Raw genomic sequence first — 26,704 nt, 5'->3', positions numbered from 1 at the left:
CGGGGTCAGTATAGGCGTGGCTGGTGCCGGCCGATGTGACCGCGGGCCGTCTGAACGTGTCGAGCTGTCAGTGCCTGTGTCCGCCCACCGCGCCGCGGCCGCAAAGGCCGCGGCGGGCGGTGGACGGCGGCCCGGTCAGAAGGCGTTCCATGGCCCGTTGGGCGACAGCGGCTGGCCCCAGATCGAGGTCATCACCGTGCGGCCGTAAAAGAACGGCAGGCCCCAGACGAAAGTCCCGGAGCCCTGGTTGACGGCGCCGGCCAGATTCGCGAACGCCACGCTGGAGGTGGCGAACAGCGCGTCGGCATTGGCCACCGAGAAGGCCACCGGCCCGCTCGCGCCGTAGGCATCGGTCAGCGTCGCGGTGAAGGGGCGGACCGCCGGTGGGCAGTACCAGCCGCCGCTGGTGACGCCGCCGGAGCTCTTGCAGCCCAGCGGGATCGTCGGATCGTCGAAGAAATAGGCGTTCGATCCGCTGTCGATGTAGCTGTCGCCATAGCTGCCGCCATCGACCGCGGTGGTCAGGCTGAGGTAACTCGCATGGGCCGGGTTCGGGTCGACGAAGTACATCTGCGCACCGACCGGAATCTGGTTGTTGCTCTGCGTGCCGATGCCGAACACCAGGCGGCCCCGAACCGCCGCGGCCCCCAGATCGGGCAGCGCCGGCAACGCGATCACGGTGCCGTTGTTGTCGACCGGAAAATGGGCCACCGGGTTCTGCACCTGCTGGGCGATCGGAATCGCCGCCGGCACGCACGCGGTGCCGGCCGGGTCCGGGCAGACGTAATACAGGTGGCCGCTGGCGTAATTGCCGGCCGCGCACGCCTGCCCGCAATCGTAGGCGACCATGCCCACGCCCAGCACGCCGTTGGCCTGCAGGGCCGACACCGAATTGAGCAGCCCTCCGGTGGCGACGGAACCGCAGCCCGCCGGCGCGGCGTAGCCGGGCGGGTTGCCGTCGTCGATCACCTGGATCGGCAAGCTGCCGGCCAGCTCGCCCTGGATCTGCAGGTCGGCGCGAGCCAGCGGACCCCACAAGGCGCCCAGCACGAAGGGGTAGCACTCCACCGCGGTGCCGGCCGGCGTGCCGGCGACCGGATCGGCCGGCAGCGTGATCGGCGGCAGGCCCAGGCTGCCCACCGCGCTCTTGAACAGGCGCAGGCCGTAGGAGCCGGTGTCCAGCGCCACATGGTCGATCGTCGTGCAGGCCGTCGCCGATCCCGGCGCGCAGACCGTGACCGTCACGTAGGCCACGTTGGTCGCGCCGGCCGAGAATCCGCTGGCCGGTCCCGAGTCCACGACGATCTCGGTGGTGTTGGGGCCGGTGGGCGTGTCGAGCGCCACCACCCCGGCACCGGCGCCGCCGATCACGGTGGTGACGGACGAATTGCCGCCGCCGCAGCCGCCTAGCGCCAGCAGCGCCGCGCACAGCAGCGCCTTGCAGAGATCAGCGCAGCGCATCGACCACCACCCCTTGAGGAACCAGCGACACCGCATGGGCCTGGCCGACGAACCAGCCCGCGCGGATCGCGCTGTGCACCACCAGGTCGCCCTGCGTCAGCACCAGGTTGCGCTTGAGACCCGGGGTGCGCATGGCCGCGCGGGCGGCCACCGCGAAATCGGGCGCGTAGGCGCCGAACAAGGCGGCCAGGTCCGGCCGGAACCGGGTGCGCCAGCTGACGGCAAACACGACGCCCGCCGGCGAGATGAATTCGCGGATCGTGGAGCCGTCGGCCAGCGTCAACTCGACCGGCGCGACCGGCACCACCGCGGGCACCGCCAGCGCCTGCCGACGTCCCCCCTGCAGGCGAAGTTGATCGCCCATCACGCTGGCCGCGTCGCCGCCCAGGACGGCCCAGGCCGGCGCCGTCGCGCACAGCGCGCCCGCCAGCAACAAGCCGGCGCGCAGGGAACGGCCCGCGCCGCCCGCCATGCCGTCGCGCCGGGCGCTCACTTCAGCACCTCGCTGAGCTCCAGCCGCACGTCGCGGCTGCCCACCGGCACCGGTGCGGACAGGCCTTGCACGTCGCCGGGCTGGGGCACCACGTCGCCGCGCCGGGACACCAGCGCCCCGATCACCACGGCGGGCACCTTGGACAAGCCCATGCCCTTCACCATCGCCATCGAATCGTCGAGGGTGAAGTCGATCGGCAGGTCGCTGACGTGCTTGCGCAGCACCGCCACCGGCATGCGCGAGCCCTGCAGCGGCCGGGCAAAGATGAACACCGTGGCGCTGGCCGGCAGCGTGCCCACCAGATCGTCGGCCAGGCTCACGCGGCCCGACACCGTGGCCGCCACGGCGACCCCGGCCGAGGCCGATGGGGCCGGCAGCGGCGACACCGGAGCGGCCACGACCGTTCCCCCTTTGGTGCCGGCCTGCGCCGCGGCGATCCCGGCATCGATCTGCTGCCTGAACTGCGGATCCGCGGACAGGCCGCGCGCGCGCTGCCAGTGCGCCAAGGCCTGGGCATCATCCTTGCGCTCCAGCGCGGCCGCGCCGGCCAGCATCAGGGCCTTGAGGTTGTTGGGATCGAGCGCCAGCGCGCGATCGACCAGCCGGCTCGGTTCGCCCTGCATGCTGCGGCCCTGGGCCACCGCCAGCGCGTCGGCGTAGTCGACCAGCACCTGGGCATCCTTGGGCCGCAGCTGGGCCAGCTGCGCATAGGCCTTGCTCGACTCGGCGAACTTGCCCAGCATGTCGTACGAATGGGCCAGCATCGCCCACGACACGGCGTCGCGCGGGTCCTTCTTCACCGCCGCGCCGGCCTGCTCGACCATGCGCTGCAGCTGCTCGTCGCTGAGGGCCAGGCGCGCGGCGCTCGCCGGGGCGGTGGCCGAAGTCGCGACACCGGGGGCACCGGCCACGGCCGGCGGCGCGGCGCGGCGCTGCAGCGACACCGCGTACCACGCTGCCGCTGCCAGCAGCAGGGCCAGCAGGCCGACCGCCACCCAGCGCAAGGCCCGCGGCGCGGCACCGTCGGAGGTCGGCCCGCTCATCGCAGGCCCCCGACGTGGCTCCGGGCGGCCTCCCCGTGCCTGGAAGCCTTCGCGTGCCCCGGAACGACGCGGCCGGTCAGCGAGCGCTCAGAACAGGTCATAGCGGTAACCCACGTAGAAGAAGATCGAATTCGTCGTGTCATGGTTGACCGGACCGCTGGTGGTGGAGTGCTCGAGGATGGATTCGCCCAGCACGCTGGCGCGCCGCGACAGGCGGTACGAGGCCCGCAGGCCGGGCGTGATGCGCCACAGCCGGATGCCCTGGTTGTCGGACTGGGTGTAGAGCCGGATCGACGGCTCCAGCGTGAAGTCGTTGTTGTGCCAGCCGGTGAGGTTGTTGTACGAGATCTGCTCGCCCTTGAAGGTCGGCGACGACAGCAGGCTGAGGTTGATGTTGTTGATGTCGCGCGACGAGTACAGGTTCGAGCCGGTCAGCTGCACGGTCAGGCCGTACTGGGCGCCGGTGGCCGGCGTGGCTTCGAAATTGCCCACCGCCGGCAGCGCGCCGATGGCGCTGTAGCGCAGGTCGGTGGACAGCTGCCATTTCTCGCTGATCGGGCGCGACAGGCTGAACATCGCCTGCTTCGCCTCGGCCGTGGTGGCCAGCGCCGCTGCGCGCACCTGGTCCAGCGACTCCATCTGCAACAGGGTCTTGAGCGAGGCGGCGCCGGAACTGATCAAGGCATTGGAGAGCTGCAGCGACGGCGCGTTGCGCGAGTCCAGCAGCAGCGTCAGCGTGGTCTGGCTGGGGGCCTGGACCGAGCCCTGCAGCGAGAACGCGTTGACCTTCTTGAACAAGGTGTCGTAGTCGATCAGCGAGTAGGCCGACACGCGATCGTTCGAATAGCGCACTTCGGTGCCCAGCGCACGCCGGTTGCTGATGCCCTGGGTCGACTGGTCGGTGAAGTAGACGTTGCCGCCCCAGTTGTCGAACAGGCCGTCGCCCTCGACCATCGCGGCCAGCAGCCGCTCGGAGGGAATCGACATCAGCGGGTTGGCCGGCACGCCGCCCATCAGGTCGAACTTGAACTTCTGCTTGAAAGGGTAGCTGAGCGACAGGCCGTCGAAGAACCCGAGCAGACCGCCGCTGATCGGCGACTGCCGGCCCAGCCGCAGCGCCAGGCCGTTGTCGGTGCGCTTGTAGTCCACGTAGGCGGCGTTGAGCAGGCTGGCGCTGTGGGAGGTCGACAGCAGGTTGGTCGAGCCGGTGCCGCGAAACACGACGTGGGTGTCGGACTCGGGGCTCAGATAGCGCGCGCCCAGGTCCAGGCTGGTGATCACCGCCGATTCGGTGGTGTTGGTCAGCGTGGACTGGTCGATCCCGGTCGCCAGGTTCACCAGCGACTGGCTGCGCGCCTTGCCGCCGTAGTAGTACTGCGCGATGCTGCCGGTGTAGCGGGTGCCCTTGTCGGCCACGCGGCGCGACGGCGTCGGGGTCGGAGTCGCGGCCGCGTTGGCGGCCGCTGCCGCTGCGGCGGCCACCGGCGCGGCGGTGCCAGCGGCGGCCAGGCGCTGCGAGACGCGGGCCGCGCCCTCGCCTTGCGGATACAACTTCAGGTAGAGGCGGTATTCGATCGCGGCACGGCGCGGGTCGCCGGCCTGGTCCCAGGCGTTGCCGATCAACTCCTGCGCCTGCTGCGACTGGGCGTTGGGCGGCAGGCGCAGCAATTGATTCAGGCTGCCGATCGCCACTTCGAACTGCTGGGTGGCCATCGCGTCCTGGGCGCGCTTGAACAGGTCGGCGGCCTGCCGCTCCACCTCGGCCTGCACCGCGGGGTCGGCGACGGTCGGCGCGCTGGCTGCCGTCGCCACGATCCCGGCCTGCTCGGACGCCCGTGCCGCCGGCGCCGGTGCCGCGGCGGACGGTGCGTCCTGGAACACGATGTCGATCGTCCGCGACGACGGTCCCTGGATCACCCGGAGTCCCCGCGGCGCGCTCAGCTGCAGTGTCAACTGGCCGCTGCGTCCGCCGCGCGGCGGCTGGTAGAGGACGGTGAACTCGGGCGTGCCCTCGCCCGCGACCACGCGGCGCGATTCCTCGATCGTCTGGCGAGCCACCGCGTCGTCGGCGGCCACCAGCTCCAGGTCGATCCGGTACAGGCTGCCGGGCGCGGCCGAACTGCCGGGGCTCTGGCGCAGCACGCGCACCGCGGCGTTGAAGGTCACCCGGACCACGTTCACCCGGCCCGCGGCCTGCACGGTGATCTCGTCCAGGGTCTGTGCCTGCAGGCACGGTGCTGCCCAGACCAGCGCGGCACAGGTCAGTCCCTGCCAAAGTCGGTTGTTGCGGTCGGTCATGCTTGCATCCACCTGGCGCCGCCGGCGCTCGAATCCCTGCCTCGCAGCCAGGCGCTCGGCACCTGGTCACCCCCATCCACGGCGGCGCCGTCCCGCATCGGCGTGTCCATCAGCGCGTTCATCGGCATGGCCATCAATGCCCGGGCACCGGCTTGGGCCGAACCCCGCCGCGAAGCATCCGGGGAATGATTTCGCCATTGGTGACGTGGCAGCTGACGCAGCTCGTCTTGTCGGGTTGCGGGCTGTACAGCGGCGACAGGTGCGAGTAGTTGACCGGCACCCAGGCCAGGCTCTGATGGCAGGTGTCGCAGGGCCGCGGCGTCACGAAATGGCCGGCGGACTTGCCGGTGGCCTGGCGGCCGTCGTGACAGGTCTGGCACTGGCCCGGCAGCACACCCTGGTGACTGAACTGCGCCGGCGTCCACGCGGTCGTGCGGTGGCACGCGTCGCAGGAGGCCCGGCTCTTCAGGTGGCTGGCCGGCAGGCCGTTGGCGGCCTGGCCGTTGTGGCAGGTCTGGCACTGGCCGGGCAGCACGCCCCGGTGGTCGAAGCCCAGCGCCGCTGCCGGCAGGCCGGTGGCGTCGGGCAGCAACCGGGGCACGGCGCCGTTGACCGCACCGCGCATCACCGGCCGCAGCCGGGCCGCATTGCTGAACTGCGAGTAGGTCCGGTTGTGGCAGGCGGTGCAGTCCTGCCCGGGCGTGCGGCCATGGTGGCTGGCGGACCCGGTGGTCTTGATGGTCACGCCGTACCAGACGTACTGGTATTCATGGCAGCTCTCGCAGGTGGCCGACCCGACCGCGTTGTGCGCCGCGGTGTTGCCCTTCATGTTCATGCCGGCAAACGAGGTGAAGACGGTCGGCGAATGGCACAGCTCGCAGGCGATGCCCACCGCAGGCACGTGGGTGGACGAGGACGGCGCGTTCGGCGATCCACCGGCCAACAGCGGCGTCACCTTGGGCTGGTAGGTCAACGGCGGCGGCGCGGCACAGCCGGCCTGGGTCGCGCAACCGGCGAACGGCCCGGCCCCCGCACCGGCCGAGTGGCAGCTGATGCAGCCGCTGGTGATGCCGGTGTGCAACGCGGTCATGTTGGTGGTCAGGCCGGCGACCGAGTAATCGCCTGCCACGGCATGGCAGGTGGCGCAGGCTTGCGAGGTCGGGATGTGGCCGGCCGGCTTGGCCTCGCCGGTGAAGTAGTTCGTCCCGCTGTGGCATTGCGCGCAGTCGCCGCTGGCCGGGTGCGATGCATCCGCCACGTTGTAGGTGCCTGCCGCCGCGCGCGGCCGGGTCTGGAAGCCGGTGTACTGCGCGCCCTGGGTCAGCACCGCCGGCGAGATCGGGTAGGCCGTCATCCCCATCCAGACCGAGTTCGACTCATGGCAGGTCGAGCAGCCGCTGGTGATGCCCGCGTGGATCTGCGCGGTCGTCGGCGCCGGCGTCGCGAAGGCCGTCCCCGGAGGCGATTTCGTGGCCGATGCCGGCACCATGGCCGAGGGTGTCGTGCCCAGGTGGCAGGACTCGCAGGTGGTCGACGACGGGATGTGCGAACTCACCCCCATCGGCGCCGTCGCCGGCATCACCACGATCTTGCTCACCCCGACGAAGCTGCCGCCGGTGATGGTCGGCCCGTGGCAGGCCACGCAGTTCGTGCTGATCCCGCTGTGGCTCATCAGCGAGCCCGAGAACTTCGCCCCGTCGACCACCGGCGTCGCCGTGATGCTCGAGCCCGGCCCGACGTGGCAGGTCTCGCACGACGCGCTGGTCGGCACGTGGTTGGCCGGCAGCCCGACGATGCTGAAGTTCGCCGCCGGAATCGCGAAGCCCGCCGCCGCCGCGCCGTGGCACTGCGCGCAGTTGCTGCTGGTGCTCTGCGCGTTGGCATGGATGTTGGTCAGCGTCGGGTGCACCGAGTAGTCGGGGTTGGTGTGGCAGGCCGTGCATTGCGCGCTGGCCGCGTACGGAATGTGGTTGGCCGGCTTGTCCGTCGCGGTGAAGGCGGCAGTGCTGAAGTGGCATTGCGCGCAGTCGCCGCTGGCCGGGTGCGCCGCGTCGGCCACGTTGTAGGTGCCTGCCGCCGCGCGCGGCCGGGTCTGGAAGCCGATGTACTGCGCCCCCGGCGTCAGCACCGTCGGCGAGATCGGGTAGGCCGTCATCCCCATCCAGACCGAGTTCGACTCATGGCAGGTCGAGCAGCCGCCGGTGATGCCCGCGTGGATCTGCGCGGTCGTCGGCGCCGGCGTCGCGAAGGCCGTCCCCGGAGGCGATTTCGTGGCCGATGCCGGCACCATCGCCGCGGGTGTCGTGCCCAGGTGGCAGGACTCGCAGGTGGTCGACGACGGGATGTGCGAACTCACCCCCATCGGCGCCGTCGCCGGCATCACCACGATCTTGCTCACCCCGACGAAGCTGCCGCCGGTGATGGTCGGCCCGTGGCAGGCCACGCAGTTCGTGCTGATCCCGCTGTGGCTCATCAGCGAGCCCGAGAACTTCGCCCCGTCGACCACCGGCGTCGCCGTGATGCTCGAGCCCGGCCCGACGTGGCAGGTCTCGCACGACGCGCTGGTCGGCACGTGGTTGGCCGGCAGCCCGACGATGCTGAAGTTCGCCGCCGGAATCGCGAAGCCCGCCGCCGCCGCGCCGTGGCACTGCGCGCAGTTGCTGCTGGTGCTCTGCGCGTTGGCGTGGATGTTGGTCAGCGTCGGCAGCACCGAGTAGTCGGGATTGGTGTGACAGGCCGTGCACTGCGCCGTGGCCGAATAGGGAATGTGGTTGGCCGGCTTGACCGTGGCCAGGAAGTAGCTCGTCCCGCTGTGGCACTGGACGCAGTCGCCGCTGCCCGGGTGCGCCGCGTCGGCCACGTTGTAGGTGCCGCCCGCCGCGCGCGGCCGGGTCTGGAAGCCGGTGTACTGCGCCCCCGGCGTCAACACCGTCGGCGAGATCGGGTAGGCCGTCATCCCCATCCAGACCGAATTCGCCTCGTGGCAACTCGTGCAGCCGCTGGTGATGCCCGCGTGGATCTGCGCGGTCGTCGGCGCCGGCGTCGCGAACGCGGTGCCCGGTGCCGATTTCGTCGCCGAGGCCGCCACCAGGCCGGCCGGCGTCGAACCCAGATGGCAGGACTCGCAGGTGGTCGACGACGGGATGTGCGAACTCACCCCCATCGGCGCCGTCGCCGGCATCACCACGATCTTGCTCACCCCGACGAAGCTGCCGCCGGTGATGGTCGGCCCGTGGCAGGCCACGCAGTTCGTGCTGATCCCGCTGTGGCTCATCAGCGAGCCCGAGAACTTCGCCCCGTCGACCACCGGCGTCGCCGTGATGCTCGAGCCCGGCCCGACGTGGCAGGTCTCGCACGACGCGCTGGTCGGCACGTGGTTGGCCGGCAGCCCGACGATGCTGAAGTTCGCCGCCGGAATCGCGAAACCCGCCGCCGCCGCGCCGTGGCACTGCGCGCAGTTGCTGCTGGTGCTCTGCCCGTTGGCATGGATGTTGGTCAGCGTCGGGTGCGACACGAAATCGCCACCGGTATGGCAGGCGGAACAGGCCGCACCGGCCGCGTAGGGGATGTGGTTGGCCGGCTTGTCGGCGGCCGTGAACGCCGCGGTGCTGTAGTGGCAGGTCGAACAATCGCCCGAGGCGGGGTGCGCCGCGTCGGCGACGTTGAACACGCCCGAGGTCGGACGCGGCCGGGTCTGGAAGCCGACGTAGGCCGCGTTGGGAACGACCTGGGTCGGGGCGATCGGATAGGCGCTCATGCCCATCCACTGGGCCTGGGTGTCGTGGCAGCTCGAACAGCCTCCGGTCACGCCGGCGTGGATCTGCGCCGGGCTGGGCGCCGGGGTCGCGAACGCGGTCCCCGGCGGCTGCAGCGCCGCGTTGCCGGGCACCAGCGCCGCCGGCGTGCTGGCCAGGTGGCAGGCCTCGCAAGTGGTCGAGGTCGGCAGGTGCGAGCTGGGGCCGACCGGCGAGGTCGGGGGCATCACCACGATGCGGCTGATGCCGGCGAAACTGCCGCCATTGATCGACGGCCCGTGGCAGGTGGCACAGCCGCTGCTGATGCCGGTGTGGTCCATCTGGCCGCCGGCGAAGCTCGTGAATCCGGTCTGGGTCGACGCCACGTGGCAGTTGCCGCAACGGTTCGGGTTGGGCGTCGGCACATGGTTGGCCGGCAGGCCCTTGGCGATGCGGCCGTCGTGGCACTGCGCACAGGTGGTCAGGTCGCCGCCCAGCGCCTGGTGGTCGAAGCGGCGCACCGGCGCGAACGCGCTGGTGGCATGGCAGGCGTCGCACGACAGCGCGGTCTGGATGTGGTTGGCGGGCTTGCCGGATGCCCGGATGCCGTTGTGGCAGCTGGCGCAGTCGCCCGGCGTCGCGCCCACGTGGCTGAATCGCCCGCCGGTGAACGCGGCCACGGTGTGGCAGGTGTCGCAGGCGTCGTTGGTCTGGATGTGGTTGAACGGCTTGGCCAGTGCGCCACGGACGTTGTTGGGCTGGTGGCAGTCCGCGCAGACCTTGGGCGTGCCCTTGAAGATGCCCTTGATGTGGCAGCTTTCGCAGCGCACCTGCTCGTGGGCTCCCTGGAGCGGGAAGGCGGTGGACATGTGGTCGAACGTGGCCGACTGCTGCGCCCGCGCGACGGGCGCCCCCAGCACCAGGCCGGCCAGCATCGCCGCGCCCAACAACCCGGGAACGAAGGTACGCCACAGGCTGCACAGCAGAAGACGCAGGCGGTGTTGCATGGCACGGTCCCTCATGGCTTGGATCCTGGCAAGGCGGCCGGCCCCGGGGCCGGCGCCGGCAACGCGGGCGCAGACGCAGCAGCGCCGCCGCTCGTCCGACGCTCGAGCGTCGACTTGAGCGTGTGAAACGAACTGGTCAGATGGCACTGCTGGCACTGGCGGCCATAGCTGCCGTCGTGAACGTCGTCCTTGGCATGGCAACTCACGCATTGCGACGACACGCGCGGCGGACCCTGCACCGGCTGGGTGTGGCAGGCCGCACAGGCGAGTCCCTGGTGCTTGCCGTCGAGCGCGAAATGGGTGCGCCGGTCGTGATCGAAATTCCAGCCCTTCCAACCCCGCGCGTTGTGGCACTGGCCGCACTCGGTGCCCAGCGTCTGCTTGTGCTTGTCGTCCTTGACATGGCAGGCCACGCAGTCCTGCTTCGCATCCTTGAAGCGCAGGCCCAGGTGGCAGGCTTTGCACTTGACGTCGGTGTGCTTGCCCAGCAGCGGGAACTGCATCAGGCCGTGGTCGAAGCGCGGCGCCGGCTTCCAGCCCTGCTCGTCGTGGCACTGGGCGCAGGACGTGCCCTCCTGACCCTCGTGCTTGTCATCCTTCTGATGGCAGGCGATGCAGTCGGTCTTGGTGTCCTTGAAATTCGTGGTCTTGTGGCAGTCGCCGCACTCGGCCTTCTGGTGCTTGCCGCGCAGCGGAAAGCGCGACTTCGCGTGGTCGAAGCTGCTCTTCTTCCAGTCCGCCGGGCCGTGGCACTGCTCGCAGGACGGGCCGAGCGAACCCTTGTGCTTGTCGTCCTTGCGGTGGCATTCGACGCAGGCGGTCGGCGCTTCCTTGAAGACCGCCGACTTGTGGCAGGCCTTGCACTCCGTCGTCGCATGCTTGCCGCGCAGCGGGAAATCCGACTTGTCGTGCTGGAACCTGACCTGCTCCTTCCAGCCGCGCTCGGTGTGGCAGCTGGCGCAGTCCTTGCCCAGCGAACCCTGGTGCTTGTCGTCCTTCTTGTGGCATTCGACGCAGGCGGTGGCCAGCTTGTCGCGGTAGACGAAGCCGGTGTGGCAACTCTCGCATTTCGCCGCACGGTGCCGTCCCACGAGGGCATAGCGGGTGTCGGCATCGTGGTTGAACTTGACGCTCTTCCACCCCTCGGCGGTATGGCAGGTCTCGCACTTGTCGCCGAAATGCGCCTTGTGCTTGTCGTCCTTGCGGTGGCAGGCGACGCAGGCCTGCGGCGCTTCCTTGAACGGGACGCCGGCCTTGTGGCAATCGGCGCACGCCACCGGGCCGTGCTTGCCGGTGAGCGGGAAGCGGGTCGTGCTGTGGTCGAAGCGGACGTCCTTCCACTTCGTGTCGCTGTGGCAGTCGGAGCAGGCCGGGCCCAGCGAGCCCTTGTGCTTGTCGTCCTTGCGGTGACAGCTGACGCAGTCCCGGGCCGCGATGCGGAAGCCCTTGCCCGGCAGGTGGCACTTCTGGCACTCGACGCTCTGGTGCGCGCCGTGCAGATTGAAATTCGTGGCGGTGTGCTCGAAGCGATTCTTGTCGAACGCCGCGATGTGCGCGTCGCGCCCTTTGTGCTCGGTGTGGCAGGTCCGGCAGGCCTGGGGCTTCATCTTGCCGTGCAAGCCCGACTTGTTGCGCAAGTCCTGCCCGACGTCCTTGTGGCAGTCGGCGCACAGGCGGTCCTGGGCATTGCGATCGAACCGGACGTGGCACTTCTCGCAGTCGGCCTCCTGCTTGATATGCGCCTGGGAGAGCTTGCCGGGCGCCAGCGCGGCCTCCAGCCCCTCAGCCTGCGCGAACGCGCCGGGCAGCAGCATCGCGATCCACCAGGCCAGCACCAGCCACCAGCGAGATCCGCCCGCCGCTTCTCGACAACGGGCCGCTCGCTGCGGAACGGGGTGCGATCGGCGGCCTGCCATGGTCAGTACGCGTGCACCGCGAAAACGTGGAAGCAGGCCGTGATCACCAGCAGGTACACGAAGGGCACGTGCGCGACATGCCACAGCGCGAACAGCCGCACATAGGTGGTGAACTGCGCCACCCGCACCACGCCTTGCAGGTACTGGCGGGTCAGCGCGTGCGCCTGGCGCACGCGGCGCTTGTGCTGCTCGGGCGTCCACCGGCCCTCGCGCGCCAGCGCCAGCAGCTTGGCGTCGAGTTCGCGCACGCATTGCCGCTGCACGATCAACTGGCGCACCGGCAGCGACACGAAGCGCTTCAGCGTGGCGGCCCAGCTCGTGCCGCCGTCCAGCGCGTGCGCCTCGAAGGCCAGCAGGCGCGCCGCGACCTCGGGGGCGAAGCGGAAGCTCGAGGTCATCTCGCCCTCGACCAGCCCGGCACGCTGCTGCAGTTCGGACAGGTTGTTGCGCTCGCCGTGCAGTCCGCGATGGATGCGCAGGTAGAGAAAGCGCCCGACCACCCCGCTGCCCGCAACCACCAGCATGCTGACCATCGCCACGGTGGCGTTGACCGACCGCAGGTGGAACGCGGAATGGATCAGGATCAGCCAGGGACCGCCGATGCCCAGGATCATGTGGACGACGAACCACCACTTGACCTTGCCCCAGGAACGCATGAAGCGCAGGTATTTGCGCATCGGGTACAGCAGCAACAGCAGCATCATCACGCCGCCGGTGACGCCGATCCAGTAGCCCACCCGGTCGCCCGGCTGGAACAGGCCCAGACGTGAGAAGCGCCAGGCGCCCAGCACCAGCGCGGCCAGCGTGAGGTACATCAGCACATCGCGCGGGACGCGACGCAGGCCGCGCGGGCCAGGGCGCGCATCGGCGGCGCGAGTCGGTGGAGACGAGGAAGCAGAGGTCACTGAATACGGGTTTGGCCCTGACGCCAGGGTCATGCAGAGAACAGGGGGATGACAGCCGGGAAAGCGCGATGCCATCCCGCCCGATCCGGCATCGCCGTGCCGTTATCGAAGCCGCGGTCCATTGTCGCGTAGCAACCCCGCACCACGCGGCGCAAGTACAGGATGTTTCAGTGGTTTACCTCCATTCATATTTTTGTAAAGCAGTGTGAAACGACGTCCATCGCGAGGCGCATCTCCCCGCTCGCCGCGGTGGCGGCGCCTCAGCGTGGCGCGGGGAACAGCCGAACCGCGGTGTCCAGGGTCCACACGCGGCGAATCTCGACCACGTCGTAGTCGCTGGCCAGGTCCGGCGGAAACGGGCTGTACGGGCCCAGTTTCTGCACGATGCGGCGGATCGCCTCGTCGATCTCCGGCACGCCGCTGGAGCGGGTCAGCACCACCGACTCGACGCTGCCGTCGCTGCGCAACGCCACCGTGACGATCGGATCCACATGAGGCCGGGACCGGGCGTCGTGGAATTCCGCCAGGGCCGCATTCAGCTCGATGCGCTGGCGCCAGCCTTCCGCGTACATCATCAGGTCCACGTCCGGATCCGTCCGGCCAAACAAGGTATGCCGCCGCTCGGACGGCGGCTCGGGCGCGGCCCGCACGGCCGGGAAGGTGACGCCGGGCGGCGGCGCGGAACGCGCGGCGGCCTGCCGCGCCGCCTCCTGCCGCGCCGCCTCCTGCTGCGCTGCCCGCTGCGCCTCGGCCTGCCTTGCCGCCTCCTGCTGCGCCGCCAACTGGGCGACTTGCTGCGCGGCGAGCGCCCGTGCCGCTTCCTGTTTCGCAGCCTGCTCCGCGGCCGCCTGCTGCGCCGCCTGTTGGGCTGCGAGCACCCTCGCCGCTTCCTGCTTCGCGGCCTGCTCCGCAGCCGCCTGGCGCGCTGCTTCCTGCTGTGCAGCCCGTTGCGCCTCGGCCTGCCGTGCCGCCTCCTGCTGCTGCGCCAACTGCGCCGCTTGTTGAGCCGCTTGTTGGGCCGCGAGCGCCCGCGCCGCTTCCTGTCTCGCGGCCTGCTCCGCAGCCGCCTGGCGTGCTGCTTCCTGCTGTGCGGCTCGTTGCGCCTCGGCCTGCCGTGCCGCCTCCTGCTGCTGCGCCAACTGCGCCGCTTGTTGAGCCGCCTGTTGGGCCGCGAGCGCCCGCGCCGCTTCCTGTCTCGCGGCCTGCTCCGCAGCCGCCTGGCGCGCTGCCTCCTGCTTCGCGGCCTGCTCCGCAGCCGCCTGGCGCGCTGCCTCCTGCTGTGCAGCCCGTTGCGCCTCAGCCTGCCGTGCCGCCTCCTGCTGCTGCGCCAACTGCGCCGCTTGTTGGGCCGCTTGTTGAGCCGCTTGTTGGGCCGCGAGCACCCGTGCAGCTTCCTGCTTCGCGGCCTGCTCCGCAGCCGCCTGGCGCGCTGCTTCCTGCTGCACGGCTCGTTGCGCCTCGGCCTGCCGCGCCGCCTCCTGCTGCTGCGCCAACTGCGCCGCTTGTTGAGCCGCTTGTTGGGCCGCGAGCACCCGTACCGCTTCCTGCTTCGCGGCCTGCTCCGCAGCCGCCTGGCGCGCTGCTTCCTGCTGCACGGCTCGTTGCGCCTCGGCCTGCCGCGCCGCCTCCTGCTGCGCCGCTTGCTGGGCTGCTTGTTGCGCCGCCTGTTGGGCTGCGAGCACCCTCGCCGCTTCCTGTCTCGCGGCCTGCTCCGCAGCCGCCTGGCGCGCTGCTTCCTGCTGCGCGGCCCGTTGCGCCTCGGCCTGCCGTGCCGCCTCCTGCTGCGCCGCTTGTCGGGCTGCTTGCTGCACTGCTTGCTGCGCCGCGAGCGCCCGCGCCGCTTCCTGCTTCGCGGCCTGCTCCGCGGCCGCCTGGCGCGCTGCTTCCTGCTGCGCAGCCCGTTGCGCCTCGAGCACCCGTGCCGCTTCCTGCTGCGCGGCTTGCTCGGCTGCTGCGGCCCGTTGCGCCGCGGCCTGGCGAATGGCTGCTTGTTGCGCGGCCTGCTCGGCCACGGCTTGCTGGGCCGCCTGCTGCTTCGCGAGCGCCTGGCGCGCATCCTGCAGCGCGGCCTCCATGCGCTCGGCACGCTGGGGGTCCGGCGGCGCGACCGAACCGGTGTTCACTGGCGCCCTGGGCGCTGGCGGCCGCGGTGCGGTGCGCGTGTCCGGCAGGTGGGTACGGGGAGCCGTCGCCCCTCTTGTCGACGCCGGTGGGACGGTCGGCTGCGGTGCCGGTGCCGGCGCCAGAACGATGCTCAAATCGGCCTCGCCCGTGCGCTGTGCCCGCCAGGGCAGTTGCAGGCCAGGCAGACCCCAACCCTGGCTGTCGAAATGCAGGAGCAGCAGCAGGCCATGCGCCGCCAGCGACACGGTCACCGCCAGCGCGACCCGGCGACGCTCACGCTGGCGACGCACCTGCCTGCGCCGGACGGTGCGCAAGGCTCGCTGCGAGGAAAACGGCCCTGCCGCGTTCAAGCGCGCCGTAGAAGATCTGGAATCCGGGTCGCTCAAACAGGTGGGCTCGTTGGTACGGTCAAGAGAGGGGCGCTGTGCAAGCCGATGCCAGCGAACTGTCCAGGACGAACGCCCGTCACGCGGACAGCGCGGCGATGCTAGACCATTCTTGACGCCCTGCAATCTCGAACTCGTGTTCCTTTGCAACCGGCAACATCCATGCGTCTGAACGTTGCCGCGGCGGCCTGCCTTGGCTCGGGTCGGCTGCGCTGCCGGGGGTGGCGCTGATAGACTGCCGCGACCGCTCACCTCCGGTGACCCGACGGCTCTCCGGCGGGCTCACCCGTCAACGATTCGTACGCATGGAAACACCGGGCAACCTCTTCGTCGTGGCCGCGCCCAGCGGTGCTGGCAAGTCCAGCCTCGTCAACGCTTTGCTGGAACTCGATTCGCACCTGGGCGTGTCGATCTCCCACACCACCCGGGCGCCGCGGGGCCAGGAACAGCACGGACGCGAGTACCTGTTCGTCAGCCTGGACGACTTCAAGGCCATGGCCGAGCGCGGCGAATTCTTCGAGTGGGCCGAAGTCCACGGCAACTGCTACGGCACCTCGCGCGTGGGCATCGAGGCCCGCTTGATGGCGGGCGAGGACGTGGTGCTGGAGATCGACTGGCAGGGAGCGCTGCAGATCAAGCGCCTGTTCCCGTTCGCGGTGCTGATCTTCATCCTGCCGCCGAGCTGGAACGAGCTCGAACAGCGCCTCAAGCGCCGCGGGGAAGACCGCCCCGAGGTGATCGCAGTGCGCATGGTCAATGCGCACCAGGAGGTCGCCCAGGCCCGGCACTTCGACTACGTTATAATCAACAGCTTGTTCGAAACGGCGCTTTTCGATCTGAAAACCGTCGTGCATTCGCAGCGGCTGAAGTACGCGGCACAGCGCCGCGCCAAGTCGGCGGTGTTCAGTGCACTGAATCTCGTTTGAGCTGCTGCCCCTTTCACACTGACCAGGATCCCCATGGCCCGCATCACCGTTGAAGACTGCCTGACCAAGATCCCGAACCGCTTCCAGCTGGTGCTGGCAGCGACCTACCGCGCGCGCATGCTGAGCCAGGGCCACGCGCCCAAGGTCGAATCGAAGAACAAGCCGGGCGTGACCGCGCTGCGCGAGATCGCCGCTGGCGAAGTGGGCATCGAGATGCTGCGCAAGGTGCCGACCTGATCGTCGCCGTCGCACACGACCCCGCACGGGCGCCGCAAGGCGCCCGTTTTGCTTCCAGGGCGACAGAACTCGGCTAAATTCGGGCCATGGGTATCCGTTCCTTCGCCGCCGAGTTGCTGCCGTCCGCGCTGCAGGGACGGCCGCGTCCGGCCCATCCCGGCGGCGCGCAGGCCAAAGTGCCCGAGATCAGTTCCTTCGCCGAACTCTCCGACAAGCTGGCGTACCTCGGCAAGGCCGACCTGAAGCAGGTCCGCGACGCCTACAAGTTCGCCGACGAAGCGCACCTGGGGCAATTCCGCGCCAGCGGCGAGCCCTACATCACGCACCCGATCGCGGTGGCCGGCCTGGTGGCCGACTGGCGTCTCGACGCGCAGGCCATCATGGCGGCGCTGATGCACGACGCGATGGAGGATTGCGGCATCACCAAGCCTGAGTTGATCGAGCGCTTCGGCGCACCGACGGCCGAACTGGTCGACGGCTTGACCAAGCTCGACAAGCTGCAGTTCTCGACCCGCGAGGAGAGCCAGGCCGAATCCTTCCGCAAGATGCTGCTGGCGATGTCGCGCGATGTCCGCGTCATCCTGATCAAGCTTGCCGACCGGCTGCACAACATGCGCACGATGGGTGCGATGGCGCTGGCCAAGCGCAGCCGCATCGCCCGGGAAACGCTGGACATCTACGCACCAATCGCCCACCGCCTGGGCCTGAACCAAACCTACCGCGAACTGCAGGAACTGTCCTTCTCGTACATCAACCCGTGGCGCCATGCCGCACTGGAGAAGGCGGTGTCCAGGGCCCGCGGCTACCGGCGCGACATCGTCTCGCGGGTGCAGGACGACGTGATCAAGGCCTTTGCGCACGCCAAGATGAAGGTGGAGGTCTCCGGGCGCGAGAAGACGGTCTACTCGATCTACCGCAAGATGCGCGAGAAGCACGCCGGCTTTGCGCAGGTCAACGACATCTTCGGCTTCCGCATCGTCGTCGCCACCCTGCCCGACTGCTACCTCGCGCTGGGCGTGCTGCACCAGCTGTACAAGCCGGTGCCCGGACGCTTCAAGGATTACATCGCCATCCCCAAGCCGAACGGCTACCAGTCGCTGCACACGACGCTGGTGAGCCCGCTGGGCACGGCGATCGAGTTCCAGATCCGGACCGAGGAGATGCACGCGGTGGCCGAGGCCGGCATCGCCGCGCACTGGCTTTACAAGGTCGGCCAGAAGGGTGCGGGCAGCGCGGCCGACGTCGCGCAGCGGCTGGGCGCGCTGTGGCTGAAGTCGCTGCTCGACATCCAGCACGAGACGCGCGATGCGGCCGAGTTCCTGGAGCACGTCAAGATCGATCTGGTGCCCGACGCGGTCTACGTGTTCACGCCGATGAGCAAGATCCTGGCGCTGCCCCGGGGTGCCACGCCGGTCGACTTCGCCTACGCGATCCACTCGGACGTCGGTGACCACTGCGTCGCCGTGAAGATCAACGGCGAGCCGGCACCGTTGCGCGCCGAGCTGCGCTCGGGCGACGTGGTGGAGGTGCTGACCGCACCGGGCGCGCGTCCCAACCCGGCCTGGCTGAACTTCGTCCGCACCGGCCGGGCGCGCTCCAAGATCCGCCATTACCTGAAGAACCTGGAGCACGAGGAATCGCAGGCGCTGGGCGAGAAGATGCTCAGCCAGGCCTTGCGCGCCGAAGGCCTGGCCCTGCCGCCGCGCGAACCGGAGGCCGAGGTCGGCAGTCCGATCTGGCCGACGCTGCTGCGCTGGAGCGGCAACCGCACGCCGGGCGAGCTGCTGGTCGACATCGGGCTGGGCAAGAAGATCGCGACCATCGTCGCCAAGCGCATCGCGCAGCTGCTGCGCGAGCAAGGCCAGAAGCCCGACGCCGTCACGCTCAGCCTGGGCCGCTATGCCGCCGACGACTCGGCGCCCACCCAGGGCCTGGTGGTGATCGACGGAGCCGAGGGCGCGTCGATCTCGCTGGCCACCTGCTGCCGTCCGATTCCGGGCGACGCGATCGTCGGCTACCTGGGGCGCGGCGAGGGCCTGGTGGTGCACTGCGCCGATTGCCAGACCGCCAAGCGCCTGTTCGAGCGCGACCGGGAGCGCTGGATGCAGGTCGAATGGGCGGAGGAGCCGGTGCGCGCCTTCGAGGCCGCGATCCAGGTGCTGGTGCGCAACGGCAAAGGCGCACTGGCGCAGGTCGCGCAGGCCGTCAGCAGCGCCGAAGCCGACATCACCCACATCGACATGGGCGACGAGCCGCCCGGCGACACTGCCGAGATGAAGCTGCTGATCAGCGTGCGCGACCGCCTCCACCTGGCCGACGTGCTGCGCACCCTCAAGCGCAACAGCACGGTGCTGAAGGTCCAGCGCGTCAAGTCCTGACCGGGCCCAAGCGCGGCGAACCCGCGCTCAGCCCGCCGGCGCCGGATAGCGCACCGCCAGCACCTCCAGGGTTTCGGCGCCGCCGGGCGTCATCAGCGACACCTCGTCGCCGACCCGCGATTTCAGCAGCGCGCGCGCGATCGGCGAGACCCAGCTCACCTCGCCAGCCAGGTGGTCGACCTCGTCGATGCCCTTGATCGTGATCGTTCGCTCGTCGCCGCGGGCGGTGGCGTAGGTCACGGTGGCGCCGAAGAAGACCTGGTCGCTGCCGTGGTGGGCCGACGGGTCCGCGAGCTCGGCGATGTCCAGGCGCTTGGTCAGGAAACGGATGCGGCGGTCGATCTCGCGCAGACGCTTCTTGCCGTAGAGGTAATCGCCGTTTTCGGATCGATCGCCGTTCGACGCCGCCCAGTGGACGATCTCGACCACCTTGGGCCGCTCCTCGTCGATCAGTTGCAGCAGCTCGGCGCGCAGCGCGGCATAGCCAGCCGGCGTGATGTAGTTCTTGCCGCCCGCCGGCAGCGGCGGCAGCGCCGCGGCGTCGTCGTCATCGTCGCCGTCGCTCTCTTTCGTGAAGGCCTTGTTCATCGCCGCGCAGCATAGCGGAACCGGGCCGCGCTGCTACTCGCCTGCCCGGCTTCGCCGACCCTGCGCCACCCGCTGAAGCAATTCGATCAGCAGGGCCTGTTCGGCCGCGGAGAGCACCTTCAGCGCGTCGGCTTCCATCGTCTTGCCGATCTCGCGCGCGCGGCGGATCAGCGCCTGTCCGGCGGCCGTCAGGCGGACCAGCTGCGCGCGGCGGTCGGCCTCGCTGCGCTCGCGCCGCACCCAGCCGCGCTCGACCATCCGGTCCAGCGTCACCGCCAGGTTCGGTGCCGACACGTCCAGCGCCTGGCCGAGCTGCTTCTGGTTGACCTCGCCGTTGGTGTCCACCAGCACCAGGATCGAGAACTCCACCGCCTTCAGGTCGAGCGGCCCGAGGTGCTTGCTGAACGACTTCTTCAGCGCCACGGCGGCCCGCGTCGTGGCATAGCCCACCAGATGGGTGAGGCCCGATTGATCCAGCCCGCGGACCCGTGGCGACGAAGGATTGGCGCCCGATTCGGCGGTGTCGTGATGTCCCATCGGCGCGATCATAAGACGGGCAGAAACGGCAACGCGGCACGCGCCGCGCGGACGGCGGCCAGACGGCGGTCCAGCTCGCCGCCCAGCGCATCGCGCTGCACGCGGGCCAGCGCGCGCTTGCGCTGGTAGAACGCCGCATCGCCCTGCCCGGCCGCCAGCGCCGCGGCCGCCACCGCGTCCATGCGCGCCCAGGCGCAGGCCAGCAAGGCCTCGCCCAACGCATGCAGCAGGTCGTCGGCGGCGCGGTAGGGCAGCTCGGCATCGGCCCGGGCGTCCTCCTGCAAGCTCGCCACCGCCTGCCGCAGCCGCGCCAGGTCGGCACGCACCGCGGCCGCGTCGATGGCGCCGGTGCACTGCGCCGCCGCCCAGTCCAGCAGCGCCGACAGCTTCGCGCCGCCATCGGGCAGCACCTTGCGCAACACCAGGTCGATCGCCTGGATCTCGTTCGTGCCCTCGTAGATCATCGCGATCCGGCTGTCGCGCACCACCTGCTCGATGCCCCATTCGTGCACGTAGCCGTGTCCGCCCCAGACGCCCAGCGCCTGGTCGGCGCCGTGGTGGCCCAGGTCCGTCAGCAAGGCCTTGACCACCGGCGTCAGCAAGGCCGCGCGCTCGCCCGCGGCCGCACGCACCGCCGCGTCCGGATGGGCGGCGTGCTCGTCAAGCGCCTGCGCCGTCCAGTAGGCCAGCACCCGGGCGGCCTCGGTGCGGGCTTGCAGGATCCACAGGGTGCGCCGCACGGCCGGGTGGTGCTGGATGGCGTCGGCCGGACCGGCCGCGATGCCCTCCGGCCGCTGCGGCGCGCGCGACTGCAGCCGCTCCGCCGCGTAGCGCAGCGCGTTCTGGGTCGACACCTCCAGGTGCCCCAGCCCCTGCAGGCCCACGTGCAGGCGTGCCGCATTCATCATCAGGAACATCGCCGCCAGGCCCCGGTGCGGTTCGCCGAGCAGCCAACCGGTGGCGCCGTCGAAGCCCATGCTGCAGGTGGCGCTGCCCTTGAGCCCCATCTTCTTCTCGATGCCGTCGCAACGCAGCGCATTGCGGCGGCCATCGGGCAGGATCTTCGGGCACAGGAACAGCGACAGGCCCCGGGTCCCGGCCGGCGCCTCGGGCAGGCGCGCCAGCACCAGGTGGACGATGTTGTCGGTGAGGTCGTGCTCACCGCCCGAGATGAAGATCTTGCTGCCGGTCAGCGCATGCGTGCCGTCGGCCTGCGGCACGGCCCGGGTGCGCAGCAGACCGAGGTCGCTGCCGGCATGGGCCTCGGTCAGGCACATCGTGGACAGCCATTCGCCCGAGGTCACTTTGGGCAGCACGGTCTCGCGCAGCCAACCGTCGGCATGGGCGTGCAGGCATTCGTAGGCGCCGTGCAGCAGGCCGGGGTACATCGTCCAGGCATGGTTGGCGCCCGCCAGCATTTCGTACAGTGCCGCGTTCAGCAACTGGGGCAGGCCCTGGCCGCCGCAGGCCGGATCACAGGCCAGCGCCGGCCAGCCGCCCGCCACGAAGGCCTGGTAGGCATCGCGGTAGCCGGCCGGCGTGCGTACCTCGCCGGCCTGCCAGTGACAGCCTTCCAGATCGGCCGCCGAGTTGATCGGCGCCAGCACCTCGGCGGCGAAACGCCCGGCCTCGGCGAGCACCTGCGCCGCCATGTCGGCGTCGAGGTCCTCGAAGCCGGCCATGGCGGGCCAGGCGTCAGGCGCCGCCAGCACCTCGTCGATCACGAAGCGCATGTCGCGCAAAGGGGGCTCGTAGTGCCACATGGAACAGGCTCCTGCTCAGAATTCGATTCGGACACGCCAGCGGCTCCGGTCGCCGCCGGACACCGTCTTGGCGCACGGGTTTCAGTGCTTCTTGGCGCCGAGGTAGGTCTCGACCACGCGCGGGTCGTTGGCCAGTTCGGCCGCGGGACCCTGCAGCGCCACCGAGCCGGTCTCCAGCACGTAGCCGTGATCGGCCACCTCGAGCGCCGCGCGGGCGTTTTGCTCGATCAGCAGGATGCTCACACCGGTGGCGCGCAGCTGGGTGATGGTGCGAAAGATCTCGCGCACCACCAGCGGTGCCAGGCCCAGGCTGGGCTCGTCCAGCATCAGCACCTTGGGCCGGCTCATCAGCGCCCGTCCGACCGCCAGCATCTGGCGCTCGCCGCCCGAGAGCGTTCCCGCCTGCTGGCTGCAGCGCTCCTTGAGGCGCGGAAACAAGGCGTAGACCTCGTCGAGCGTGCTGCGCCAGTTCGGCACCCGCTGGCGCATCGGCTTGAAGCCGCCGAGCACCAGGTTGTCCTGCACCGACATGCTGCCGAACAACTCGCGCTTCTCGGGCACCAGCGCCAGGCCGGCCATCACGCGCTCTTCCAGCGTGCTGCCGGCGCGTTCCTGGCCGTCGAAGCGAATGCTGCCGCGCGACGGCAGCACCCCCATCAAGGCATTGAGAAGGGTCGACTTGCCGGCGCCGTTGGGGCCGATCACCGTCACCACGGCGCCGCGCGGCAGCACCAGGTCCAGGCCGGCCAGCACCTCGGCCTTGCCGTAGCCTGCGTGCAGGCCCTGGACGGAAAGAATCGCTTCGCTCATTCAATGCTCCGTGCCGAGATAGGCCGCGCGCACCTCGGGGCTGGCCTGGACTTCGGCGGGCGTGCCGGCCATCAGCCGGGTGCCGAACTCCATCACCACGATGTGATCGACCAGGCCCATGACGAAGTCCATGTCGTGTTCGACCAGCAGGATCGACAGGCCTTCGGCCTTCAGCTGTTTCAGCACCTCGGCCAGCGCCTGCTTCTCCTTCAGGCGCAGGCCGGCCGCCGGCTCGTCGAGCAGCAGCAGCGACGGATCGGTGCACAGCGCGCGCGCGATCTCCATCAGCCGCTGCGGCCCCAGCGCCAGGTTGCCGGCCAGCTCGAACATCTTGTCGGCCATGCCGATGCGCGCCAGCTGGCGCTCGGCCTCGGCGAACAGGCGGCGCTCCTCGTCGCGGTCGAGCCGCAGCATGGCCCGCACCGCACCGCTGCCGCTGCGCAGGTAGCCGCCCAGCGCGACGTTTTCGAGCACCGTCATCTCCGGAATCATCTTGACGTGCTGGAAGGTCCGGCTCAGGCCGAGCCGGGCGATCTCGCGCGACGACAGGCCGGCCACCTCGCGGCCACGCAGGCGCACCTCACCGCCGGTCATCGCCAGCACGCCCGAGATCAGGTTGAAGGTGGTGGATTTGCCGGCGCCGTTGGGGCCGATCAGGCCCATGATGTCGCCGGCGTGGATCGAGAAGCTGATGTCGTTGACGGCCACCAGACCGCCGAACTGCTTGCGCACCTTGCGCACCTCCAGCAGCGGCTCGCCGCGGGCCGGGTGGGGACGGCTGGGCAAGGCCGGCGCGTCGCCCCAGTCGCGCACGCGCTGCGGCGCCGGCAGCCAGCCCTGGACGAAGGTCCACAGGCCGTCCGGCGCGTACTTCAGCACGACGATCAGCACCAGCCCGAAAACGATGGTCTCGAAGTTGCCGCTGGTGCCCAGCAGCACCGGCAGCAGCACCTGCAGCTTGTCCTCGACCAGCTTGACCACCGCGGCGCCGGTGAAGGCGCCCCACACCTGGCCGACCCCGCCCAGCACCGCCATGAACAGGAACTCGATGCCCTTGCCGAGGTTGAACGGCGACGGGTTCACGGTGCGCTGGAAATGCGCGAACAGCCAGCCCGACAGCGCGGCCAGTTCGGCCGCCAGCACGAAGGCCAGCATCTTGTAGCGGAAGGTGGAGATGCCCATCGCCTCGGCCATCGTGCTGCCGCTCTTGAGCGCGCGGATGGCACGGCCGGGCCGCGAATCGAGCAGCCGGCCGACCGCCACGGCCGAGCCCAGCGCGATCAGCCAGATCAGCAGGTAGATCTTGCGCCCGCTGCCCAGGCTGACGCCGGCGATGCTCAGCGGCGGCACGCCCAGCAGGCCGTCGTACTTGCCGAGGAAGTCCATGTTGGCCATCGCGTAGTTCAGCGCCAGGCCCCAGCAGATCGTTGCCAGCGGCAGGTAATGGCCGGACATCCGCAGCGTCAGCGCGCCCAGCAGCAAGGCCACCACCAGGGCCAGGGCCAGACCCGCGAACAGCGCCAGCCAGGGCGAGACGCTCATCGCCGTCGTCAGGTAGGCCGAGGTGTAGGCGCCGACGCCGACGAAGGCCGCCTGACCGAAGCTGGTCAGCCCGGCCACGCCGGTCAGCAGCACCAGGCCCAGCGCGACGATCGCGAACAGCCCGATCGAGTTGAGCTGGGTGATCCAGAAATCGGGCACCGGCAGCGCCGGCACCAGCAGCATGGCCGCCGCGAACGCGGGCAGCAGGAAACGGGGTCGCTGCAAGGCCATCAGTGCTCCTCGCTGTGCGGATCGCGCATGGAGCGCCACAGCAGCACCGGCAGAATCGACGAGAACACGATCACCTCCTTGAAGGAACTGGCCCAGAACGAGCCGAAGCTCTCCAGCAGGCCGACGCCCAGCGCGCCGACCAGGGCCATCGGGTAGCTGGCCAGGCCGCCGAAGACTGCCGCGACGAAGCCCTTCAGGCCGATCAGGAAGCCCGAGTCGTAGAAGATCGTCGTGGTCGGGCCGATCAACAGGCCCGAGAGCGCGCCGATGAAGGCCGCCATCGTGAAGCTCAGGCGCCCGGCGCCGATCGATGAAATGCCCATCAGCCGCGCGCCCAGGCGATTGACCGCGGTGGCGCGCAAGGCCTTGCCCCACAGCGAGCGCTCGAAGAACAGCCACAGCATCACGATCAGCGCGATCGAGACCGCGAACACGATCAGCGCCTGCCCCGACAGCATCAGCGGCCCGACCGTGAAGCGTTCGTCCCAGAACGCCGGGTTGCGGTAGCCCTCGGCACCGAAGAAGTAAAGCCCCAGCCCGGTCAGCGCAAAGTGCACCCCGACCGAGATGATCAGCAGCACCAGCACGCTCGCGTCGGCCACCGACTCGAAGGCCAGCCGGTAGATCAGCCCGCCCAGCGGCGTGACCACGGCCAGCGTCAGCGCCGCCTGGGCCACCAGCGGCAACTGCCGCGGGGCGGCCCAGATCGTCAGCGCCGAGATCGCCACCGGGTAGGCCAGCGTGCGCACGGCGCCGCGCAGCAGCGCGAGCCCGGGCCGGCGCGCGCGCAGCCCATGGCCGAGTTCGGCCAGCGCCGCCGCCGCTGCCATGATCAGCAGCAGCCAGACGGTGCCGGGCACGGCGCCGGTCTGCAGCATGGCCAGGGTCAGCGCGCCGAAGGCGACGAATTCGCCCTGCGGGATGAAGATCACGCGGGTGACGGCGAACAGCAGCACCGTGGCCAGCGCCAGCAAGGCGTAGACGGAACCGTTGGTGACGCCGTCGAGCGCGAGGATGCTCGCGATTGAAAAGTCCATGGAGACATCGACCTCAGAGTGCGAAAGAGGATCCTGCGCCGGGCAAGCCGGTCGCGGATCCCGTTCCTGTCAGGCGGCAGGCGCGCGACGCCGGAGGCGCCGCCGCGCTTACTCGACCTTCCAGTCGCCGTTGACCACCTTCAGGATCACCGGCGTGTCGGTGGTGTAGCCCCAGTGGTTGTCCTTGGTGTAGTTCAGCACGCCGTGCGAGACCACGGTGCGACCCATGTTCTCGATCGCATCGCGCAGCGCAGAGCGGAAGGCCGGCGTTCCCGGTTTGCCCTGCTTCAGCGCCACCGGCACGATCTTCTCGAGCACCAGCTCGGCATCGAAGGCGTGGGCGGCGAACTGGTTGCGGTTGCCCTTGCCGTAGACCGCCTCGTAATGGTCGACGAACTTCTGGGCGATGGCCCGCGACGGGTGGCTGGCCGGCAGCTGCTCCGGGATCACCGCCGGGCCCGAGGTGACGTAGGTGCCGTCCATCGCCTTGCCGCCGACACGCATCAGGTCGCGCGTCGCCGCCGCGTGGGTCTGGTAGATCTTGCCCTTGTAGCCGCGGTCCAGCACCGCCAGTTCGGGCATCGCCGCACCGCTGCCCGAGGCCACGATCAGCATCGCGTCGGGATTGGCCGCCACCAGCTTCAGGGCCTGGGCCGTGACGCTGGTGTCCTTGCGCTCGAAGCGCTCGACGGCGATGATCTTCGGGCCGCCCAGCTGCGCGGACTGGTCCTGGAAGTCGCGCAGCCAGCCTTCGCCGTAGGCGTCGGAGTAGCCGATGAAGCCCACGGTCTTGACGCCCAGCTTCTTCATGTGCTGGATCATCGCGTGCGCCATCACCGCATTGCCCTGCGGCAGGCGGAACGACCAATGGTCCTGCCCGGCCGGCAGCGCCGCCGGCGACAGCATCATCTGCAGCGTCTTGGCGTCGGCGGCCACGCCGGCGATCGGAATGGCCACCGGCGTGGCCGCCGAGCCCATGATCACGTCGACATGGTCCTCGCTGACGAAGCGCTTGGCGTTGTTGACGCCCTTGGCCGGGTCGGTGGCGTCGTCCAGCACGATGACGTTGAGCTTCTGGCCGGCGATCTCCTTCGGCCACAGCTTGATCTCGTTGGCCATCGGAATGCCCAGGCCCGAGGCCGGCCCGGTCAGCGGCAGGCTGATGCCGATCGTGATGTCGGCCAGTGCGGCCGAGCTCGACAGGCCGAGGGCGATGGCCGCAAACACGGCGCGGGGGGTCAGATTCATGGGGGGTCTCCTGCGGGGGTAAGACGGACGGGGGGTGGGG

General features: G+C 70.1%; 18 protein-coding genes. 3 read left to right on the top strand and 15 right to left on the bottom strand.

Annotated features, from left to right (window positions below):
• Window positions 1-135 precede the first annotated feature (135 nt).
• The 8 genes from AC0N04_RS13350 to AC0N04_RS13315 all read right to left on the bottom strand — a co-directional run bounded on the left by AC0N04_RS13350 (window position 136) and on the right by AC0N04_RS13315 (window position 15,367).
• Window positions 136-1,461 (bottom strand): DUF3443 family protein, encoded by a 1,326-nt coding sequence (locus tag AC0N04_RS13350; protein WP_474282421.1) that lies wholly within the window; start codon window positions 1,459-1,461, stop codon window positions 136-138.
• A complete protein-coding gene (locus tag AC0N04_RS13345; protein WP_474282419.1) occupies window positions 1,448-1,954 on the bottom strand; it encodes a DUF2844 domain-containing protein in 507 nt (168 codons plus the stop codon). Before AC0N04_RS13345 ends, AC0N04_RS13350 begins: the two co-directional genes overlap by 14 nt.
• Window positions 1,951-2,997, bottom strand: coding sequence for a tetratricopeptide repeat protein (locus AC0N04_RS13340; protein WP_474282417.1), 1,047 nt, complete (start codon window positions 2,995-2,997; stop codon window positions 1,951-1,953). The genes AC0N04_RS13345 and AC0N04_RS13340 overlap by 4 nt, the downstream gene beginning before the upstream one ends.
• Before the next feature lie 87 nt (window positions 2,998-3,084).
• Window positions 3,085-5,295: an outer membrane protein assembly factor BamD gene (locus AC0N04_RS13335; protein WP_474282415.1), complete on the bottom strand. Its 2,211-nt coding sequence runs from the start codon at window positions 5,293-5,295 to the stop codon at window positions 3,085-3,087.
• A gap of 133 nt (window positions 5,296-5,428) precedes the next feature.
• Window positions 5,429-10,036: a cytochrome c3 family protein gene (locus AC0N04_RS13330; protein ID WP_474282413.1), complete on the bottom strand. Its 4,608-nt coding sequence runs from the start codon at window positions 10,034-10,036 to the stop codon at window positions 5,429-5,431.
• 11 nt (window positions 10,037-10,047) lie between these two features.
• Window positions 10,048-11,871: a cytochrome c3 family protein gene (locus AC0N04_RS13325; RefSeq protein WP_474282411.1), complete on the bottom strand. Its 1,824-nt coding sequence runs from the start codon at window positions 11,869-11,871 to the stop codon at window positions 10,048-10,050.
• Window positions 11,872-11,954: 83 nt separating this feature from the next.
• A complete protein-coding gene (locus tag AC0N04_RS13320) occupies window positions 11,955-12,767 on the bottom strand; it encodes a hypothetical protein (RefSeq protein ID WP_474282409.1) in 813 nt (270 codons plus the stop codon).
• Window positions 12,768-13,117: 350 nt separating this feature from the next.
• Window positions 13,118-15,367: a TonB C-terminal domain-containing protein gene (locus tag AC0N04_RS13315; protein ID WP_474282407.1), complete on the bottom strand. Its 2,250-nt coding sequence runs from the start codon at window positions 15,365-15,367 to the stop codon at window positions 13,118-13,120.
• 305 nt (window positions 15,368-15,672) lie between these two features.
• Between AC0N04_RS13315 and gmk the strand changes: the two genes are divergently transcribed.
• The 3 genes from gmk to AC0N04_RS13300 all read left to right on the top strand — a co-directional run bounded on the left by gmk (window position 15,673) and on the right by AC0N04_RS13300 (window position 18,908).
• Window positions 15,673-16,293 carry a guanylate kinase gene (gene gmk, locus AC0N04_RS13310; protein ID WP_474282405.1) on the top strand — a complete coding sequence of 207 codons (621 nt, stop codon included), beginning with the start codon at window positions 15,673-15,675 and terminating at the stop codon, window positions 16,291-16,293.
• A gap of 33 nt (window positions 16,294-16,326) precedes the next feature.
• On the top strand, window positions 16,327-16,530 hold the full coding sequence (rpoZ, locus tag AC0N04_RS13305) for a DNA-directed RNA polymerase subunit omega (RefSeq protein ID WP_474282403.1): 204 nt from the start codon (window positions 16,327-16,329) through the stop codon (window positions 16,528-16,530).
• 86 nt (window positions 16,531-16,616) lie between these two features.
• Window positions 16,617-18,908, top strand: coding sequence for a RelA/SpoT family protein (locus AC0N04_RS13300; protein ID WP_474282401.1), 2,292 nt, complete (start codon window positions 16,617-16,619; stop codon window positions 18,906-18,908).
• Between the two features lie 27 nt (window positions 18,909-18,935).
• On the opposite strand, the gene greB is transcribed toward AC0N04_RS13300, so the two are convergent.
• From greB to AC0N04_RS13265, 7 genes are all read right to left on the bottom strand, one after another.
• Entirely contained in the window at window positions 18,936-19,496 is a 561-nt protein-coding gene (gene greB / locus AC0N04_RS13295) for a transcription elongation factor GreB (RefSeq protein ID WP_474282399.1), read from the bottom strand.
• 33 nt (window positions 19,497-19,529) lie between these two features.
• Entirely contained in the window at window positions 19,530-20,033 is a 504-nt protein-coding gene (locus tag AC0N04_RS13290; protein ID WP_474282397.1) for a MarR family winged helix-turn-helix transcriptional regulator, read from the bottom strand.
• A gap of 8 nt (window positions 20,034-20,041) precedes the next feature.
• On the bottom strand, window positions 20,042-21,796 hold the full coding sequence (locus AC0N04_RS13285; RefSeq protein WP_474282395.1) for an acyl-CoA dehydrogenase family protein: 1,755 nt from the start codon (window positions 21,794-21,796) through the stop codon (window positions 20,042-20,044).
• Between the two features lie 81 nt (window positions 21,797-21,877).
• Window positions 21,878-22,606, bottom strand: coding sequence for an ABC transporter ATP-binding protein (locus tag AC0N04_RS13280; protein ID WP_474282393.1), 729 nt, complete (start codon window positions 22,604-22,606; stop codon window positions 21,878-21,880).
• Entirely contained in the window at window positions 22,607-24,379 is a 1,773-nt protein-coding gene (locus tag AC0N04_RS13275; protein ID WP_474282391.1) for a branched-chain amino acid ABC transporter ATP-binding protein/permease, read from the bottom strand.
• On the bottom strand, window positions 24,379-25,416 hold the full coding sequence (locus tag AC0N04_RS13270) for a branched-chain amino acid ABC transporter permease (RefSeq protein WP_474282389.1): 1,038 nt from the start codon (window positions 25,414-25,416) through the stop codon (window positions 24,379-24,381). Before AC0N04_RS13270 ends, AC0N04_RS13275 begins: the two co-directional genes overlap by 1 nt.
• Window positions 25,417-25,524: 108 nt before the next feature.
• Complete coding sequence (locus AC0N04_RS13265) at window positions 25,525-26,664, bottom strand: ABC transporter substrate-binding protein (RefSeq protein ID WP_474282387.1); 1,140 nt, start codon at window positions 26,662-26,664, stop codon at window positions 25,525-25,527.
• Window positions 26,665-26,704: the final 40 nt, after the last annotated feature.

The organism is Ideonella sp. sgz306126, from assembly GCF_056032705.1.
This window is presented reverse-complemented; position numbering and strand designations above follow the sequence as displayed.

Coding starts and splice junctions, on each gene's coding strand:
- AC0N04_RS13350 (WP_474282421.1), bottom strand. CDS start 1,461: ATGCGCTGCGCTGATCTCTGCAAGGCGCTGCTGTGCGCGGCGCTGCTG.
- AC0N04_RS13340 (WP_474282417.1), bottom strand. CDS start 2,997: ATGAGCGGGCCGACCTCCGACGGTGCCGCGCCGCGGGCCTTGCGCTGG.
- AC0N04_RS13335 (WP_474282415.1), bottom strand. CDS start 5,295: ATGACCGACCGCAACAACCGACTTTGGCAGGGACTGACCTGTGCCGCG.
- AC0N04_RS13330 (WP_474282413.1), bottom strand. CDS start 10,036: ATGCAACACCGCCTGCGTCTTCTGCTGTGCAGCCTGTGGCGTACCTTC.
- AC0N04_RS13320 (WP_474282409.1), bottom strand. CDS start 12,767: ATGTACCTCACGCTGGCCGCGCTGGTGCTGGGCGCCTGGCGCTTCTCA.
- gmk (WP_474282405.1), top strand. CDS start 15,673: ATGGAAACACCGGGCAACCTCTTCGTCGTGGCCGCGCCCAGCGGTGCT.
- rpoZ (WP_474282403.1), top strand. CDS start 16,327: ATGGCCCGCATCACCGTTGAAGACTGCCTGACCAAGATCCCGAACCGC.
- AC0N04_RS13300 (WP_474282401.1), top strand. CDS start 16,617: ATGGGTATCCGTTCCTTCGCCGCCGAGTTGCTGCCGTCCGCGCTGCAG.
- greB (WP_474282399.1), bottom strand. CDS start 19,496: ATGAACAAGGCCTTCACGAAAGAGAGCGACGGCGACGATGACGACGAC.
- AC0N04_RS13290 (WP_474282397.1), bottom strand. CDS start 20,033: ATGGGACATCACGACACCGCCGAATCGGGCGCCAATCCTTCGTCGCCA.
- AC0N04_RS13285 (WP_474282395.1), bottom strand. CDS start 21,796: ATGTGGCACTACGAGCCCCCTTTGCGCGACATGCGCTTCGTGATCGAC.
- AC0N04_RS13280 (WP_474282393.1), bottom strand. CDS start 22,606: ATGAGCGAAGCGATTCTTTCCGTCCAGGGCCTGCACGCAGGCTACGGC.
- AC0N04_RS13275 (WP_474282391.1), bottom strand. CDS start 24,379: ATGGCCTTGCAGCGACCCCGTTTCCTGCTGCCCGCGTTCGCGGCGGCC.
- AC0N04_RS13270 (WP_474282389.1), bottom strand. CDS start 25,416: ATGGACTTTTCAATCGCGAGCATCCTCGCGCTCGACGGCGTCACCAAC.
- AC0N04_RS13265 (WP_474282387.1), bottom strand. CDS start 26,664: ATGAATCTGACCCCCCGCGCCGTGTTTGCGGCCATCGCCCTCGGCCTG.